Raw genomic sequence first — 16,621 nt, forward strand, 5'->3', positions numbered from 1 at the left:
GCACAAGGCGCCACCGGCCTCACGGCGTCACGCGCCAGCGCGGTCCAGCAGGTACTGGGTCAGCAGAGGCACTGGGCGGCCGGTGGCGCCTTTGTCCTTGCCGCCACTGACCCACGCGGTACCGGCGATGTCCATGTGCGCCCAGTTGTAGGCCTTGGCGAAGCGCGACAGGAAGCAACCCGCGGTGATGGTGCCGGCCTTCGGCCCGCCGATGTTGCCCATGTCGGCGAACGGGCTGTCCAGCTGCTCCTGGTATTCGTCGAACAGCGGCAGCTGCCAGGCACGGTCGTCGGCGCGCTTGCCGGCGTCGAGCAACTGGCCCACCAGGTCGTCGTTGTTGCCCATCAGGCCGGAGGTGTGGCTGCCCAGGGCGACGATGCAGGCGCCGGTCAGGGTGGCGATGTCGATCACCGCCTGCGGCTTGAAGCGCTCGGCGTAGGTCAGGGTGTCACACAGCACCAGGCGGCCTTCGGCGTCGGTGTTGAGAATTTCCACGGTCTGGCCGCTCATGGTGGTGACGATGTCACCCGGGCGGGTGGCACCGCCGCTCGGCATGTTTTCGGCGCAGGCCAGCAGGCACACGAGGTTGATTGGCAGCTGCAGTTCCAGCACGGCACGCAGGGTTCCGAACACACTGGCGGCGCCACACATGTCGTATTTCATTTCGTCCATGCCGGCGCCTGGCTTGAGGCTGATGCCGCCGGTGTCGAAGGTGATGCCTTTACCGACCAGCACGAATGGCTTGTCGGCCTTTTTGCCGCCCTGGTAATTCAGCACGATCAGGCGTGGAGGCTGGTCGCTGCCCTGGCCCACGGCATAGAACGCACCCATGCCCAGGTCCTTGATCTTCTTCTCGTCCAGCACCTCGACCTTCAGCGCCTTGTGCGCCTTGCCCAAGTCCTTGGCCTGCTCTGCCAGGAAGCTTGGGTGGCAGAGGTTAGGCGGCAGGTTGCCCAGGTCGCGGGTGAAAGCCATACCGGTGGCGATGGCGCTGGCGTGTTTGACCGCACGCTCGACTTCGGCCTGGCCGGCCTTGTCGGCCAACAGGGTGACCTTTTTCAGGGCGCGCGGCTCGGCCTTCTGGCTCTTGAAACGGTCGAAGACGTATTCGCCGTCGAGCAGGGTTTCGGCCAGCAGGCGGTATTTACCGTAATGGGCGTCGCGGTTGTTGACCGCCACATCGTCCAGGGCCAGCACTGCATCGGCACCGTTCAGGCCCTTGAGTACGCCGGCCACGCTGGCAACCAGCTTGCGCCAGGCGCGGTCGCCCAGGGCTTCATCCTTGCCACTGCCTACCAGCAGCACGCGCTCGGCCTTCAGGCCCGCAAGGTTCTGCAGCAGCAGGGTCTGGCCCGGCTTGCCGGCCAGGTCGCCGCGCTTGAGCACGGCGCTAATGGCACCCTCGCTGGCCAGGTCGACAGCCTTGGCCACAGCACCGAGCTTGCGGTTTTCACCTACCGGAATGACCAGTGTGGCGGTTTTTACGGATGCAGCAGCTACGCTTTTTACAACCAGTTCCATGTCAGGATCCCCGAATGATCGATACGAATGGCGCTGTGTGTGCCAGCGCTCTGGACGGGCCTGGCCGCTTAGTGGCGCGCCAGCGGAAAAGCTGCCAGTTTGAGCCTGCGGCAAGCGTGCTGACAACCCCGTTATGCGCGTTCATGCGCGGCCAAGTGACAGGGGCGGTCAATCACAGGATAATGCGCGCACTTTACATGGAGGTTCGCCATTGGCGAACCGGCATTGGTCTTGGATGTACTAAGTCATTGTTTGGCGCCATTGCATGGCAGTCCGCCCTGACAACCCAGGAGTGTCTGGTTTGATCGTCTTTCGTTATCTGTCCCGCGAGGTCCTGGTGACCTTGAGCGCCGTCAGCGCTGTGCTGCTGGTGATCATCATGAGCGGGCGCTTCATCAAGTACCTGGCCCAGGCTGCCCAGGGCGTGCTCGACCCGGGCGTGCTGTTCCTGATCATGGGCTTCCGGTTGCCGGGTTTCCTGCAATTGATCCTGCCGCTGGGGCTGTTCCTCGGTATTCTCCTGGCTTACGGGCGCCTGTACCTGGAGAGCGAGATGACCGTGTTGTCGGCCACCGGCATGAGCCAGCAGCGCCTGTTGGGCCTGACCATGGTGCCGGCCGCCCTGGTCGCCCTGCTGGTGGCCTGGCTGAGCCTGAGCCTTGCACCGCTGGGCGTGGCCCAGGTGCAGCAGATCATCGCCCAGCAAGACGCGCTGACCGAGTTCGACACCCTGGTGCCTGGCCGCTTCCAGACGTTGCGTGACGGCTCGCGGGTCACCTATACCGAGCAGCTGTCGGATGACCGCATCAACCTGGCCGGGGTGTTCATTTCGGAGAAGCGCTTCAACCAGGACAAAACCAAGGACCGCGCGCCGTCGGTGCTGGTCGCGGAAAAGGGTCACCAGGAAATCCAGGCCGACGGCAACCGCTATCTGGTGCTGGAAAACGGTTACCGCTACGACGGTAACCCGGGCCAGGCCGACTACCGCGCCATCAAGTACGACACCTATGGCGTGCTGCTGCCCAAGCCGGAAGTCAGCGAGGAAGTCACCGAACGTGAAGCCATCCCTACCTCCGAGTTGATCGGCAAGAAGGGCCTGCGTGAGCGTGCCGAGTTGCAATGGCGGTTGTCGCTGCCGATCCTGGTGTTCGTCGTCACCCTGCTGGCGGTGCCACTGTCCCGGGTCAACCCGCGTCAGGGCCGCTTCCTCAAGCTGCTGCCGGCAATTCTTCTGTACATGGCCTACCTGACAATGCTGATTTCCGTACGCGGTGCCCTCGAGAAGGGCAAACTTCCGATCGGCCTGGGCATGTGGTGGGTCCACGGTCTGTTCCTGCTGATCGGCCTGGGGCTGATGTACTGGGAGCCGCTGCGCCTCAAGCGCGCTGCCCGTCGTGCGGAGGTGGCCCATGGCTAAGCTCGACCGCTATATCGGCCAGAGCGTGCTGCTGGCCATCCTGGCTGTGCTGGGGATCATCCTCGGCCTGGCTTCGCTGTTCGCCTTCATCGATGAGATGAGCGACCTGAGTGATACCTATACGGTGATGGAGGCTGGCAACTTCGTCCTGCTCACCGCACCGCGGCGGCTGTACGAAATGCTGCCGATGGCGGCACTGATCGGCTGCCTGATCGGCCTGGGCAGCCTGGCCAGCAGCAGCGAGCTGACCATCATGCGTGCGGCCGGCGTTTCCATCGGCCGTATCGTCTGGGCGGTGATGAAGCCGATGCTGGTACTGATGCTGGTCGGCGTGCTGATCGGTGAATACGTGGCACCGGTGACCGAGAACAAGGCCCAGGCCGACCGCTCGCTGGCCCAGGGCGGGGGTGAGGCGCAAAGCTCCAAGCGCGGTATGTGGCACCGTCAGGGTGAAGAGTACGTGCACATCAACGCCGTGCAGCCTAACGGCTTGCTGCTGGGGGTGACCCGTTACCGCTTCGACAACGAGCGCAAGATCGTCACGTCGAGCTTCGCCCGCCGTGCCCAGTACCAGAACGACCACTGGCTGCTCGCCGACGTGCGCACCACCTATTTCCGTGGTGACCACACCGAAGTCGTCAGCGCGCCGCAAGAGCGCTGGGACGTTTCGCTCACGCCAGAACTGCTCAATACCGTGATCCTGGCGCCGGAATCGCTGTCGATTACCGGGCTGTGGGACTACATCCACTACCTGTCTGACCAGGGTTTGAACAATGCCCGCTACTGGCTGGCGTTCTGGACCAAGGTACTGCAGCCGATGGTGACTGCGGCACTGGTGCTGATGGCAATTTCCTTCATCTTCGGCCCGCTGCGCTCGGTAACACTCGGGCAGCGCGTGTTCACCGGTGTGCTGGTGGGCTTCGTGTTCCGAATCGGTCAGGACTTGCTGGGGCCATCTAGCCAGGTGTTTGGCTTCCCGCCGCTGCTGGCGGTGGTGATTCCGGCGGGCATTTGTGCCTTGGCCGGTGTGTGGTTGTTGCGCCGGGCGGGTTGATGGCCTGAGCTGCACAAGAAAGCCGACCTTAGGGTCGGCTTTTTCATGGGTGTTAACCTGTGCTCATTTCTTCTGCTTCGGCACCCGCACCAGCTGGCTCTCTGAATAGATGTCATGCCAGCCCCGCTTGCGCTTGTCGATTAACACCCAGAAGAAACCCAACCCCAGGCACAGCCACGAAGCAATCGACACCACAAAGCGCAACAGCGCCTGCCACAGGCTGATGGCCGAACCATCGGCGTTCTGCACTCGCACACCCCATACCTGCATGCCCAGGGTCTGCCCGCCATGGGTCCAGAACTTGGCAAAGAAGCCGAAGAGGGCGAACAGCAGCACCGTCGACAGCAGAGGGTCGCCATCCAGTGCCCCAGCCTCGGTCAGCTCGCGCATGCGTGCCTCGCCGATGATCGCCATCTGGATCATCTTGTAAGCGCCAGCGGTCACGATCAGCAGGGCCGTGCACAGTAAAAAGTCATAGAACATCGCCGCCAGGCGCCGGCCCAGGCCGACCGGTGGAAAATCTCCCTGAGGGGTGAGCAGAGGCTTGGACATGCGGGACGGCTCCAGAAGACGAAGCCGCTATTCTACGGGCAAAAAAAAGCCCCTGCACTTGGCAGGGGCTTTTCTCGAAGTCGGGTTCGGCTTAACCGGCGACCTGAACTTTGTCAGCCTGCATGCCTTTCTGGCCCTGGACTGCTTCGAAGGTAACCTTCTGGCCTTCTTTCAGGCTCTTGAAGCCGTTGCCTTCGATAGCGCGGAAGTGCACGAACAGATCCGGACCGCTTTCGGGGGTGATGAAGCCGTAACCTTTTTCGTCATTGAACCACTTGACGGTACCGTTCTGACGCTCAGCCATTGTCTTATTTCCTATGAAGCTTGAATTTTGATGACAGTTTCTTTCGCACTTGTTTGTAAGCGAAAGAGTACTGGGCTGGGTTGCAGGAAAGTAAGAGACGTCGAACGGGTTGTAGCAAATCTCGGCTACTGGCCCAGGTCACGAACTGTTGCGACCCATGCAAACACAGTGCAGTGACTCTACGCCAACTCCCGAGCGAAAAACAAGCCCTTGGTCGTATGGAAAATCAGCCGTTTGCCGATAACCGACCGATTTGACGGAAACGGCATGGCGCCTGGCCTGGCGCCATGTTCAAAAGTTATTGAGCAGGTTCGAAAACGAATATGTGGAACCTGCCCGTAACCTTCACAAAGCTGTTTCAACCACGGTAGTAACGTTGTGCCACGAAAGGCATTTTGCTGACTTTCAAGGCAACCTTCTTGCCCCGCACCACGGCAAACAGCGGGGTGTCGACTGCAGCATGTTCACTATCGATATAACCCATTGCTACAGGTGCGCCGAGTGTCGGGCCAAAGCCGCCGCTGCAGACTTTGCCGACCGGTTTATCGTTTGCATCGACAATATCCGCGCCTTCACGAACGGGCGTACGTTCTTGCGGTAGCAGCCCGACGCGCTTGCGTGCCACGCCATCGCGCTGCTGGGCATAGATGGCCTCGGCACCCGGGAACCCGGCGGCACGTGCACCGTCGGCACGGCGCACCTTGGAAATCGCCCACAGCAGGCTGGCCTCGACCGGGGTGGTCTCGGCATTCATGTCGTGGCCATACAGGCACAGGCCGGCTTCCAGGCGAAGCGAGTCGCGAGCGCCCAGGCCAATCGGCTGTACCTCCGGCTCGGCCAGCAGACGACGGGCCAGGGCTTCGGCGGCTTGTGCCGGAACCGAGATTTCGTAGCCATCTTCGCCGGTGTAGCCCGAGCGGCTGACGAAGCAGTCTTCGCCCAGCAGCTTCACCGGGCGGAACTGCATGAAGGTCATGCCGGCCACTTCCGGGGCCAGGCGTTCCAGCACCTTGACCGCAGCTGGGCCTTGCAGGGCCAGTAGGGCACGTTGCTCGAACAGCGGCTGCACCTCGCAACGGTTGCCGATGTGTTTTCGCAGGTGGGCCAGGTCCTGGTCCTTGCAGGCGGCGTTGACCACCAGGAACAGCGTGTCGTCACCCAGGTTGGCCACCATCAGGTCGTCGAGGATGCCGCCCTGCTCGTTGGTGAACATGGCATAGCGCTGCATGCCTGCCGGGAGGTCGATGATGTCCACGGGTACCAGGCTTTCCAGGGCCTTGGCGGCATCAGCGCCGCGCAGGATGATCTGGCCCATGTGCGAAACGTCGAACAGGCCGGCCTGCTCGCGGGTGTGCAAGTGTTCCTTGAGCACGCCCAGCGGGTACTGCACCGGCATGTCGTAGCCGGCGAACGGCACCATGCGGGCACCCAGTTCCAGGTGCAGGGCGTGCAGTGGGGTCTTGAGCAGTGTTTCGGACATCGGTGACTCCTTGGTGTTGTTGTCGGGTCAACATTCGATGATGTTGACGGCCAGGCCGCCACGGGCGGTCTCTTTGTATTTGCTTTTCATGTCGGCGCCGGTCTGGCGCATGGTGCGGATGACCTTGTCGAGCGACACGTAATGTTGCCCGTCGCCGCGCAAGGCCATGCGCACCGCGTTGATTGCCTTCACCGAGCCCATGGCATTGCGCTCGATGCACGGCACCTGGACCAGCCCGCCGATCGGGTCGCAGGTCAGGCCCAGGTTATGCTCCATACCGATTTCTGCAGCGTTCTCCACCTGCTGCACGCTGCCACCCATCACCTCGCATAACGCGCCGGCAGCCATCGAGCAGGCCACGCCGACCTCGCCCTGACAGCCCACTTCCGCGCCAGAGATGGAGGCGTTTTCCTTGTACAGGATGCCGATGGCCGCAGCGGTGAGCAGAAAACGCACCACCCCGTCCTCGCTGGCGCCCGGCACGAAGCGCATGTAGTAGTGCAACACTGCCGGGACGATACCTGCCGCCCCATTGGTGGGGGCGGTGACCACGCGCCCGCCGTAGGCGTTTTCTTCGTTCACGGCCAAGGCGTAGAGGTTGACCCAGTCGAGCACCGACAGGGCATCGCGCAGGCTGGCTTCGGGGTGGCGGCTCAGTTGGCGGTACAATGCGGGCGCCCGCCGCTTGACCTTGAGCCCGCCCGGCAATATGCCTTCATGCTGGCAGCCCGCTTCGACGCAATCCTGCATCACCTGCCAGATGCGCAGCAGCCCGGCGCGGGTTTCTGCCTCTGGGCGCCAGGCGGCCTCGTTGGCCAGCATCACTTGGCTTATCGACAGGTTTTGCGTGGTGCAATGGCCGAGCAGTTCCTTGGCGGTCTTGAACGGGTAGGGCAGCACGGTGCTGTCCTCGACGATGCGGTCGTGGCCGGCGGCGTCCTCGTCGACCACGAAACCGCCGCCCACCGAGTAATACTCGCGGCTGCGGATTTGCAGGCCGGCTTCGTCGAACGCGCGAAAGATCATGCCGTTGGGATGGTAGTCCAGCGGCTTGCGGATCATTGCCACATGCTGTTTTTCAATGAACGCAATGCTGTGCTCGCCCAGCAGGTTGATGTGGCCACTGTCGCGGATGGCCTGCAGGCGGGCGGGGATGCTTTCGGTGTCGATAATGTCCGGCTGTTCGCCTTCAAGGCCCAGCAGCACCGCCTTGTCACTGCCGTGGCCCTTGCCGGTGGCGCCCAGTGAGCCATACAACTCGGCTTTGACGCTGGCCGTGCGGGCGAGCAAGCCGTCACGGCGCAGCCCTTCAGCGAACCGCGCGGCGGCGCGCATCGGGCCGACCGTGTGCGAACTGGAGGGGCCGATGCCGATCTTGAACAGGTCGAAGACGCTCAGTGACATGGATGTTCCTCCTGCAAACCTTGGGGCCGCTTTGCGGCCCTTTCGCGGCACAAGGCCGCTCCTACAGGACAGCGCCGCCCGTATAGGAGCGGCCTTGTGCCGCGAAAGGGCTGCGCAGCAGCCCCATGGTTCCCGACTGCATCAGGCGTCCTGATAGCTCTCCATCGACGGGCAGGCGCACACCAGGTTGCGGTCGCCGAACACGTTGTCGACCCGACCCACTGGCGGCCAGTACTTGGCTTCCACCAGGCTTGGCAGCGGGTAGACCGCCTGCTCGCGGCTGTAGCCGTGGGCCCATTCGCCAACCAGCTCGGCCGCGGTGTGCGGGGCGTTTTTCAGCGGGTTGTCGTCCTTGTCCAGGCTACCGTTTTCGACCGCACGGATTTCTTCGCGGATCTGGATCATCGCGTTGCAGAAGCGGTCCAGTTCTTCCTTGGACTCGCTTTCGGTCGGTTCGATCATCAGCGTGCCCGCCACCGGGAAGGACATGGTCGGGGCGTGGAAGCCAAAGTCGATCAGGCGCTTGGCCACGTCGTCGACGCTGATGCCGCTGGTGTCCTTCAGCGGGCGCAGGTCGAGGATGCACTCGTGGGCCACCAGGCCATTGCCGCCGGTATACAGAACAGGATAGTGCTCTTCCAGGCGGCGGGCGATGTAGTTGGCGTTGAGGATTGCCATCTGCGAGGCACGCTTGAGGCCGGCACCGCCCATCATGCGGATGTACATCCAGGTGATCGGCAGGATGCTGGCGCTGCCGAACGGCGCGGCGCATACGGCCCCTTCGGTGTTTTCAAGCTGCGCGTGGCCTGGCAGGAACGGCGCCAGGTGCGACTTGACGCCAATCGGGCCAACGCCCGGGCCGCCACCGCCGTGCGGGATGCAGAAGGTCTTGTGCAGGTTCAGGTGGGACACGTCGCCGCCGAACTTGCCCGGGGCGCACAGGCCGACCATGGCGTTCATGTTGGCGCCGTCGATGTACACCTGGCCACCGTTGTCGTGGATGATCGCGCAGATTTCGCCGATCGCTTCCTCGAACACGCCGTGGGTCGACGGGTAGGTGATCATGATCGCGGCCAGGCGCTCGCGGTGCTCGATGGCTTTGGCGCGCAGGTCCTCTACGTCGACGTTGCCGCGGGCGTCACAAGCGGTAACCACTACGCGCATGCCGGCCATGTGGGCGGTCGCAGGGTTGGTGCCGTGGGCCGACGACGGGATCAGGCAGATGTCGCGGTGGCTTTCGCCACGGCTGCGGTGGTAGGCGCGGATGGCCAGCAGGCCTGCGTACTCGCCCTGGGAGCCTGCGTTGGGCTGCAGCGATACGGCGTCATAGCCAGTAGCGGCGCACAGCATGGCTTCCAGCTCGGTGGTCATCTGCAGGTAGCCCTGGCTCTGCTCTGCCGGGGCGAACGGGTGCAGGTTGCCGAACTCGGCCCACGTCACCGGGATCATCTCGCTGGCGGCGTTCAGTTTCATGGTGCACGAGCCCAGCGGAATCATGCTGCGGTCCAACGCCAGGTCCTTGTCGGCCAGGCGGCGCAGGTAGCGCATCAGCTCGGTTTCGCTGTGGTAGCGGTTGAACACCGGGTGTTCGAGGATCGCCGACTGGCGCAACAGGGCGGTAGGCAGCAGCGAACCGGTGCTGGCGGCCAGCGCGGCGAAGTCTGGTTGAGCCTGGTCGCCAGCGAACAATTGCCACAGCGACTCGACGTCCGCCTGGCTGCTGGTTTCGTCCAGCGACAGGCCCAGGTGGGTGGCGTCGACCTGGCGCAGGTTGATGCCTTGGGCGCGGGCCTTGTCATGCAGGCTGGCGGTTGCAGTGCCGGTGGCCAGAGTCAGGGTGTCGAAGGCGCTGGCGCCCACTACCTGCACGCCCAACGCCTTCAGGCCGGCGGCCAGGATCGCGGTCAGGGCGTGGGTGCGCTCGGCAATGCGCTTGAGGCCGGCCGGGCCGTGGTACACGGCGAACATGCTGGCAATGTTGGCCAGCAGCACCTGGGCGGTGCAGATGTTGCTGGTGGCCTTTTCGCGGCGGATATGCTGCTCGCGGGTTTGCATGGCCAGGCGCAGGGCGGTCTTGCCGAAGCGGTCGATCGATACGCCGACCAGGCGGCCCGGCATGTCGCGCTTGAAGGCGTCACGGGTGGCGAAGTAAGCCGCGTGCGGGCCACCAAAGCCCAGTGGCACGCCGAAGCGCTGAGCGCTGCCGATGGCCACGTCGGCATCGAACTCGCCCGGCGGGGTCAGCAGGGTCAGGGCCAGCAGGTCGGCGGCCACGGCAACCAAGGCGTTGGCTGCGTGGAAGCGCTGTACCACGTCACGGTAGTCGAACACGTCACCGTTGCTGGCCGGGTATTGCAGCAGGGCGCCAAAGAAGGCGCTGACATCGCCCAGCTCGCGCTCATCGCCGATCACGACTTCGATACCCAACGGCTCGGCACGGGTGCGCAGCACGTCGAGGGTTTGCGGGTGGCAGTGTACGGAGGCGAAGAAGGCGTGGCTGGCCTTGTTCTTCGACAGGCGTTTGCAGAACGTCATGGCCTCGGCCGCCGCAGTGGCTTCGTCGAGCAGGGAGGCGTTGGCGATCGGCAGGCCGGTGAGGTCGCTGATCAGGGTCTGGAAGTTCAGCAGCGCTTCCAGGCGGCCTTGGGAAATTTCTGGCTGGTATGGGGTGTAAGCGGTGTACCAGGCCGGGTTTTCCAGCAGGTTGCGCAGGATCGGTGCCGGGGTGTGGGTGTTGTAGTAGCCCTGGCCAATGTAGCTCTTGAACAGTTGGTTCTTGCCGGCGATGGCCTTGAGCGCGGCGAGCGCGTCGGCTTCGCTCTGGCCGTCGTGCGAACCGAGCACGCTGGTGCCCTTGATGCTGTCAGGGATGACCGCAGCGGTCATGGCTTCCAGCGAGTCGAAGCCCAGGGCGGCGAGCATGGCCTGCTCGTCAGCGGCGCGCGGGCCGATGTGGCGGGCGATGAATTCGTTGGCGGTGCCGAGGTGGATGGTCATGGCGGGGTTCCTCAGGCGTCGTCGTTGGCTTTGAGCAGGCGGTCGTAGGCGTCCTGGTCGAGCAGGGCGGTTACGGCGCTGGCGTCGGCAGGGATGAAGCGGAAGAACCAGCCTTCGCCCATCGGGTCTTCGTTGACCAGTTCCGGGCTTTCTTCGAGTTGGCCGTTGACCTCAACCACTTCACCGGTCAGGGGCATATAGACGCCGCTGGCGGCTTTTACCGACTCGACTGTGGACGCTTCGCTGCCTTTCTCATACGGCTGCAACTCTGGCAGTTGCACGAAAACCACATCGCCAAGGGCGTTTTGGGCGTAGGCGGTGATGCCCACGGTGACGCTGCCATCGGCTTCGACGCGCAGCCATTCGTGATCTTCAGTGAAACGCAACTCGCTCATGGGGAATCCTCGGGAAGCAGGGCGTTGGGCGCGGTGGCTCCGCGCTCTTGGGGTGCTTTCCCTTAGCAATAATGCGGCCAATAGAGGAAAATCCTTTAAAAACAATACCTTATATATTTTTATGGGATGGCTGTTTGTTGGTTTGGAACGAAAACGCTACAGAAGGTTGTGCATGAAAAAGGGTTTGGGGATCAAACCCTTGCGCAATAGCACTCGAACGGGTGTGTACTGATTTCGTTACGGCGTATCGAAATCTATACGGTATCTTGAGGCTGTTCAGTTGTTGCCAAGCCGGAAATGAATCAAACAAGTTCGATACTTGCGAAACTTTGCGAGCTTTCTTCTTGCACCTATAGGGTGTCGCCATATCAACTATTTATGTCACCTGCGTGATAGTTTTCAAATGGCTGAACTAAGTATTTGCCCCCAACGATTTTCCCGCCTATTGCGCGTCACCAGAATGGCCACCTTTCATGTGGGCCGTTAGCCTGAAGCAATAACCACAAGTTGGTAATTCGGCTGTCGGCCAAGCATGTGCCTTGCTGCCCGGGCTCATGCAACCAGCACCGAATATCAGGAAGGGAAAGTGTCATGGGAATGACGAGGCGTAAATTTTTGATTGGCGGCGGCGTCTTGGCGATCGCAGGCGGCGCAGGGGTTCTGACCCCTTTGTTGACCCGGGAAGGCCGATTGATTCCCGGCAAACCGCGGTTTGGTTATGTCGCAGGCACCGAGGGGGCGCTTCCCAAGCAGGCAGACGTAGTGGTTGTTGGCGCTGGTATTCTGGGGCTCATGACTGCAATCAACCTTGTCGAGCGCGGCCTCTCGGTCGTTGTCGTTGAAAAAGGTGAAGTTGCCGGCGAACAGTCTTGCAGGTTCTATGGCCAGGTCATGACCTACAAGATGCCTGATGCGACATTCCAGTTGCACCATCTTGCCAAGCAACGTTGGCGAGAGATGAATGCCAAAGTGGGGGCGGACACAAGTTACCGCACACAAGGTCGGGTCGAAGTACCTTTCGATGAAGAAGACCTGGAAGGCGTCAGAAAGTGGATCGATGTCAAAACGCGGGAAGTCGGCGCGGACATTCCTTTCAAGACGCGAATCATTCAAGGCAGTGAACTTGAACAGCGCCTGCGCGGTGCATCCTCGCGCTGGACGGTCGCAGGCTTCGAGGAAGACTCCGGTAGCCTGGATGCCGAGCGTGCATCGTTCGTCATGGCCGAGTATGCCAAGAAAGTGGGTGTGCGGATCTACACCCACTGCGCGGCCAGGGGCCTGGAAACCCACGCAGGTGCCATCTCCGACGTGGTCACGGAAAAGGGCGCCATCAGGGCGTCTCGCGTGATCGTGGCGGGCGGCGCATGGTCCCGGCTGTTCATGCAGAACCTGGGCGTCGATGTGCCTACCTTGCCCGCCTACCAGTCCCAGCAAATCATCAGCGCGGCACCCCGTGCACCCGGGGGCAACGTTGCATTGCCGGGGAATATCTACTTCCGTGAGCAGGCTGACGGCACATACGCCACCTCGCCACGCGTCGTCGTTGCCCCGGTGGTCAAAGAGTCGTTCATGTATGGCTATAAGTACCTGCCACTGCTGGCCATCCCCGACTTCCCGGTGCACATCTCACTCAACAAGCAACTGATCGATTCGTTCATTCAGCCAACGCACTGGAAGCTGGACGAGGTTTCGCCTTTCGAGAAAAACCGGCTGATGACCGCAGCGCCGGACCTGCCGGAACTGAATGCCTCACTGGAAAAACTCAAGGTCGAGTTCCCCGCGTTCAGCGATGCGAAGCTGATCGATCAGTGGAGCGGTGCGATGGCCATCGCTCCCGACGAAAACCCCATCATTTCGCAGGTCAATGAGTACCCGGGGCTGGTCCTCAACACCGCAACCGGTTGGGGTATGACCGAAAGCCCGGTGTCGTCCGAACTGTCGGCGGACTTGCTGCTTGGAAAGGCGCCGGTGCTGGACCCCAAACCCTTCAGCCTGTATCGGTTCTAAGCACACAAGGCGCAATGGAATGACCCGTGCGCGCAGCATCGATGCGTGCACATTTTTGGCAATCATCAGGAGAACAGTATGAAAGTGGCTTTAACGACCGCAGCAATGGCCGTGGCACTCGCGGGTGCCGGGAGCGTTCATGCACAAGAAATCGTGCGCCATGGCGCAGGTAGTTTCCCTATCTCGTCGGCTGTAGAGGTGCCTGCCGGGAAGACGGTTGTCTACCTGAGTGGTTCTGTCCCGTCGGTTATTCACCCTGACGCACCCAAGGGTTCGCTGGAAGCCTATGGTGATACCAAGGCACAAACCATCAATGTGCTTGGAAACATCCAGCAGCAGCTGAAAGAACTGGGCCTTGGTCTTGCCGATGTGGTGAAGATGCAGGTGTTCCTGGTGGGCGGCCCGGAGAACGGCGGGAAAATGGACTTCGACGGTTTCATGGCCGGCTATACCCAATTCTTCGGGCCAGCCGCCAGGCAGCCAGTCCTTCCTGCACGCTCGGCGTTCCAGATTGCAGGCCTGGCCGACCCTGCCTGGCGTGTCGAGATCGAAGTGACAGCGGTTCGTCCCTGAACCCGGGCATGCGCCGGTCCCGGGCTAGCCATGCCCGGGACTTGCCGGTGGGTTTAGCCAGTGATAAATGGCAATGCCAGGTACAGTTTGATCACGATCACGTTGATGATGTCGATGAAGAACGCACCCACCATCGGCACCACCAGGAAGGCGATGTGCGAGGCGCCGTAGCGTTGGGTCACCGCTTGCATGTTGGCAATCGCCGTGGGTGTTGCACCCAGGCCGAAGCCACAGTGCCCCGCGGCCAGCACGGCTGCATCATAGTTGCGGCCCATGACTCGGAATGTCACGAAGATCGCAAACAGTGCCATGACCAATGTCTGCGCAGCCAGCAGTATGAAGAACGGCAAGGCCAGTGCTGCCAGGTCCCACAGTTTGAGTGACATCAAGGCAATCGCCAGGAACAGCGACAGACTGACGTTGCCCAGTACCGAGACTTCCCGTTCGAAGACATGATAAAAACCGAACGCCGAAAGGCCGTTGCGCAGCAATACGCCCACGAAGAGTACGCAAACGAATGTCGGTAGTTCGAATGCCGTACCTTTCAACAGGCTATTAAGTAATGTGCCGGCCAGTAAGCTGACGGCAATAAGAGCCAAGGTTTCGATAAATGAAAACGATGTAATCAACCGCTCTTTGTCCGGCTGCTCAAAGCCCTTGGGTAACTGCGGCACTTCTTCTTCCACACCCGGTGTTTTGACGCGCTTGATCAGCAACCGGGCAACCGGGCCACCAATCAAACCGCCCAACACCAGGCCGAACGTGGCAGAGGCAAGTGCAAGTTCCGAGGCCGAAGCCAAGCCAAACTTTTCAGTGAAGGTCGCGCTCCAGGCCGCGCCAGTGCCGTGGCCACCAGACAAGGTGATCGAACCGGCCAGCAGGCCCATCAGTGGGTCGAGCCCCAATGCCGTTGCCAGCCCGATACCCATGGCGTTCTGAACCAGCAGCAAGCCCGTCACCACCAGCAGGAACACAGTAACCACGCGTCCGCCCTTCTTCAGGCTGGCAAAGTCTGCACTCAAACCGATGGTGGCGAAGAACGCCAGCATCAACGGTGCTTGCAACGAGGTATCAAACTGGACCTGTACATCGAAACTGCGCAATGCCAAGAGTGCCAGCGCAACGACCAAACCACCTGCCACAGGCTCCGGAATATTGTAAGCGCGCAGAAAGCCAATACGTGCGACCAGACCGCGCCCCAGTAGCAGTACCAAGGAGGCGGCTACAAGTGTCCCGTAAAAATCGAGTTCAAACATCAGGGTACTCTTCGCTCAGGGTGACATGCAAAATTACAATGTCACCATTCTACGGCGAGTACTCCAGTCAATTGCGGCTGAGCGGCTAGGAAAAATCTGAATCAACGGTAAGTTTTGACGACAAGTATCAGGCTTTTCCGGGTATTCCATATTTACGCAGTCGCTGGGCAATAGCGGTATGCGAAGTTTGCAAACGCCCGGCTAACTGCCGCGTCGACGGGTAGCTGGCATACAAGCGCTGCAACAGCTCACGCTCGAAGTCACCCACGGCCTGCTCCAGGCTGGCTACGTCGCCATCCAGCCCACGTGCCACCGAAGTACCGGCGATGTCCAGGTCGCCGATGTCCACCAGGTTGCCCTCACAGATAGCCGCTGCGCGGAAAATCACGTTCTGCAGTTGGCGTACATTGCCCGGCCAAGGGTTGGCCAGCAGCGCCGAATGGGTGGCTGGCGTCAATCGGCAGGGCGGGCGTTGAATCTGCGTGCAGGCTTGCTGCATGAAGAAATGCGCCAGCATCAGGATATCCTGGCCCCGGTCGCGCAGTGGCGGTACCTGCAGGTTGAGCACGTTCAAGCGGTAGAACAGGTCTTCGCGGAAGCTGCCGTCGGCAACCATGCGTTCCAGGTCGCGGTGGGTGGCGCTGATGATGCGCACATCCACCTTCACTTCGCGGTCACCGCCCACCCGGCGGAAGCTGCCGTCACTGAGAAAGCGCAGCAGTTTGGCCTGCAGGTATGGCGACATTTCGCCAATTTCATCGAGGAACACCGTGCCCTGGTTGGCCAGTTCCATCAGCCCGGGCTTGCCGCCCCGTTGCGCGCCGGTGAAGGCGCCAGGGGCATAACCGAACAGCTCGCTCTCGGCCAGGCTCTCGGGCAGCGCGGCACAGTTCAGGGCCAGGAACGGTGCTGCGTGGCGGCTGCTGATGGCATGGCAGGCGCGGGCTACCAGTTCTTTGCCGGTGCCGGTTTCGCCATGCACCAGCAATGGCGCATCGAGCGCCGCCACGCGCAGGGCGCGGGCCTTGAGGGTGCGGATGGCCGGTGAATCGCCGAGCAGGGCATCGAAACCTTCGGCGTGGTCGTGGTGCAAGGCTGACAGGCGTTCGCCCATGCGTGAAGGTGGGTACAGCGTCAGCAGGCCACCGGCGTTGGTGATCGGCATGGCGTCCAGCAGCAGGCTCTGGCCGTTCAGCTGCATCTCGCGCATGGGCAGGTGGAAGTTATTGTCCAGCAGGGCTTGCAGCAGCGCCGGGTCGCCAAACAGTTCGCCCACCGAGCGCCCGGCGGATTCGCGGCCACACAGTTCGATCAGCGCTGGGTTGGCCAGCAGCACCAGCCCGGCGCTGTCCACCGCCAGCACCGGGTCGCTCATGGCGGCCAGCAGGGCATCCAGTTGCAGGTGGCGGCGTTGGCCAGGAAGGATGTCGACCACGTCCACCGATTGCACGCCATGCACCTCGAAGAGCGCGTCGTGCAGTTCTTCGAGCACGGCGGGGCTAAGGGTGGGGGCGTCGATGTAGACGTTCGGCGGGACCATCTCCACGGCGTCCAGGTTGAGGTTGCGGGCACCGAGCAGGGCGAGGACTTCCTGGGTGATGCCGACGCGGTCGATGAAGCTGACGTGGATGCGCATGAGGGAGGGTGAGGTGGTGGCCGGG

13 protein-coding genes are annotated in these 16,621 nt (G+C 62.1%); 4 read left to right on the top strand and 9 right to left on the bottom strand.

Annotation, left to right across the window (positions count from 1 at the left end):
* Window positions 1-27 precede the first annotated feature (27 nt).
* Window positions 28-1,521 (bottom strand): leucyl aminopeptidase, encoded by a 1,494-nt coding sequence (locus D906_RS18380; protein ID WP_025753778.1) that lies wholly within the window; start codon window positions 1,519-1,521, stop codon window positions 28-30.
* A gap of 301 nt (window positions 1,522-1,822) precedes the next feature.
* Between D906_RS18380 and lptF the strand changes: the two genes are divergently transcribed.
* On the top strand, window positions 1,823-2,938 hold the full coding sequence (gene lptF / locus D906_RS18390) for an LPS export ABC transporter permease LptF (RefSeq protein ID WP_016713115.1): 1,116 nt from the start codon (window positions 1,823-1,825) through the stop codon (window positions 2,936-2,938).
* Window positions 2,931-3,992, top strand: coding sequence for an LPS export ABC transporter permease LptG (gene lptG, locus D906_RS18395; protein WP_025753776.1), 1,062 nt, complete (start codon window positions 2,931-2,933; stop codon window positions 3,990-3,992). The genes lptF and lptG overlap by 8 nt, the downstream gene beginning before the upstream one ends.
* A gap of 63 nt (window positions 3,993-4,055) precedes the next feature.
* Here lptG and D906_RS18400 read toward each other — a convergent pair whose 3' ends face one another.
* From D906_RS18400 to gcvH, 6 genes are all read right to left on the bottom strand, one after another.
* On the bottom strand, window positions 4,056-4,544 hold the full coding sequence (locus D906_RS18400; RefSeq protein WP_009687037.1) for an RDD family protein: 489 nt from the start codon (window positions 4,542-4,544) through the stop codon (window positions 4,056-4,058).
* A 91-nt stretch (window positions 4,545-4,635) separates the two neighbouring features.
* Window positions 4,636-4,848 carry a cold-shock protein gene (locus D906_RS18405; protein ID WP_003257941.1) on the bottom strand — a complete coding sequence of 71 codons (213 nt, stop codon included), beginning with the start codon at window positions 4,846-4,848 and terminating at the stop codon, window positions 4,636-4,638.
* A gap of 358 nt (window positions 4,849-5,206) precedes the next feature.
* A complete protein-coding gene (gene gcvT / locus D906_RS18410) occupies window positions 5,207-6,328 on the bottom strand; it encodes a glycine cleavage system aminomethyltransferase GcvT (protein ID WP_025753775.1) in 1,122 nt (373 codons plus the stop codon).
* A 27-nt stretch (window positions 6,329-6,355) separates the two neighbouring features.
* A complete protein-coding gene (locus D906_RS18415; RefSeq protein WP_027615486.1) occupies window positions 6,356-7,732 on the bottom strand; it encodes an L-serine ammonia-lyase in 1,377 nt (458 codons plus the stop codon).
* Between the two features lie 141 nt (window positions 7,733-7,873).
* Complete coding sequence (gene gcvP, locus D906_RS18420; RefSeq protein ID WP_027615487.1) at window positions 7,874-10,729, bottom strand: aminomethyl-transferring glycine dehydrogenase; 2,856 nt, start codon at window positions 10,727-10,729, stop codon at window positions 7,874-7,876.
* Between the two features lie 11 nt (window positions 10,730-10,740).
* Entirely contained in the window at window positions 10,741-11,124 is a 384-nt protein-coding gene (gcvH, locus tag D906_RS18425) for a glycine cleavage system protein GcvH (RefSeq protein WP_019098195.1), read from the bottom strand.
* Window positions 11,125-11,715: 591 nt separating this feature from the next.
* Between gcvH and D906_RS18430 the strand changes: the two genes are divergently transcribed.
* Window positions 11,716-13,131, top strand: coding sequence for an FAD-binding oxidoreductase (locus D906_RS18430; protein WP_026020418.1), 1,416 nt, complete (start codon window positions 11,716-11,718; stop codon window positions 13,129-13,131).
* Window positions 13,132-13,209: 78 nt separating this feature from the next.
* The gene (locus D906_RS18435) at window positions 13,210-13,704 is read left to right on the top strand and encodes a RidA family protein (protein ID WP_025753772.1); all 495 of its coding nucleotides are present in this window, start codon (window positions 13,210-13,212) and stop codon (window positions 13,702-13,704) included.
* A gap of 53 nt (window positions 13,705-13,757) precedes the next feature.
* Here the strand turns inward: D906_RS18435 and gltS are convergent, their stop codons facing one another.
* Both gltS and D906_RS18445 read right to left on the bottom strand, forming a co-directional pair.
* The gene (gltS, locus tag D906_RS18440; RefSeq protein ID WP_019098198.1) at window positions 13,758-14,960 is read right to left on the bottom strand and encodes a sodium/glutamate symporter; all 1,203 of its coding nucleotides are present in this window, start codon (window positions 14,958-14,960) and stop codon (window positions 13,758-13,760) included.
* A 127-nt stretch (window positions 14,961-15,087) separates the two neighbouring features.
* Window positions 15,088-16,596, bottom strand: a complete 1,509-nt coding sequence (locus D906_RS18445; protein WP_019098199.1) for a sigma-54-dependent transcriptional regulator — start codon at window positions 16,594-16,596, stop codon at window positions 15,088-15,090.
* Between the last annotated feature and the right edge of the window lie 25 nt (window positions 16,597-16,621).

Source organism: Pseudomonas sp. LAIL14HWK12:I1 (assembly GCF_003202095.1).
Taxonomy (GTDB): domain Bacteria; phylum Pseudomonadota; class Gammaproteobacteria; order Pseudomonadales; family Pseudomonadaceae; genus Aquipseudomonas; species Aquipseudomonas monteilii.

Coding starts and splice junctions, on each gene's coding strand:
- D906_RS18380 (WP_025753778.1), bottom strand. CDS start 1,521: ATGGAACTGGTTGTAAAAAGCGTAGCTGCTGCATCCGTAAAAACCGCC.
- lptG (WP_025753776.1), top strand. CDS start 2,931: ATGGCTAAGCTCGACCGCTATATCGGCCAGAGCGTGCTGCTGGCCATC.
- D906_RS18400 (WP_009687037.1), bottom strand. CDS start 4,544: ATGTCCAAGCCTCTGCTCACCCCTCAGGGAGATTTTCCACCGGTCGGC.
- D906_RS18405 (WP_003257941.1), bottom strand. CDS start 4,848: ATGGCTGAGCGTCAGAACGGTACCGTCAAGTGGTTCAATGACGAAAAA.
- gcvT (WP_025753775.1), bottom strand. CDS start 6,328: ATGTCCGAAACACTGCTCAAGACCCCACTGCACGCCCTGCACCTGGAA.
- D906_RS18415 (WP_027615486.1), bottom strand. CDS start 7,732: ATGTCACTGAGCGTCTTCGACCTGTTCAAGATCGGCATCGGCCCCTCC.
- gcvP (WP_027615487.1), bottom strand. CDS start 10,729: ATGACCATCCACCTCGGCACCGCCAACGAATTCATCGCCCGCCACATC.
- gcvH (WP_019098195.1), bottom strand. CDS start 11,124: ATGAGCGAGTTGCGTTTCACTGAAGATCACGAATGGCTGCGCGTCGAA.
- D906_RS18430 (WP_026020418.1), top strand. CDS start 11,716: ATGGGAATGACGAGGCGTAAATTTTTGATTGGCGGCGGCGTCTTGGCG.
- D906_RS18435 (WP_025753772.1), top strand. CDS start 13,210: ATGAAAGTGGCTTTAACGACCGCAGCAATGGCCGTGGCACTCGCGGGT.
- gltS (WP_019098198.1), bottom strand. CDS start 14,960: ATGTTTGAACTCGATTTTTACGGGACACTTGTAGCCGCCTCCTTGGTA.
- D906_RS18445 (WP_019098199.1), bottom strand. CDS start 16,596: ATGCGCATCCACGTCAGCTTCATCGACCGCGTCGGCATCACCCAGGAA.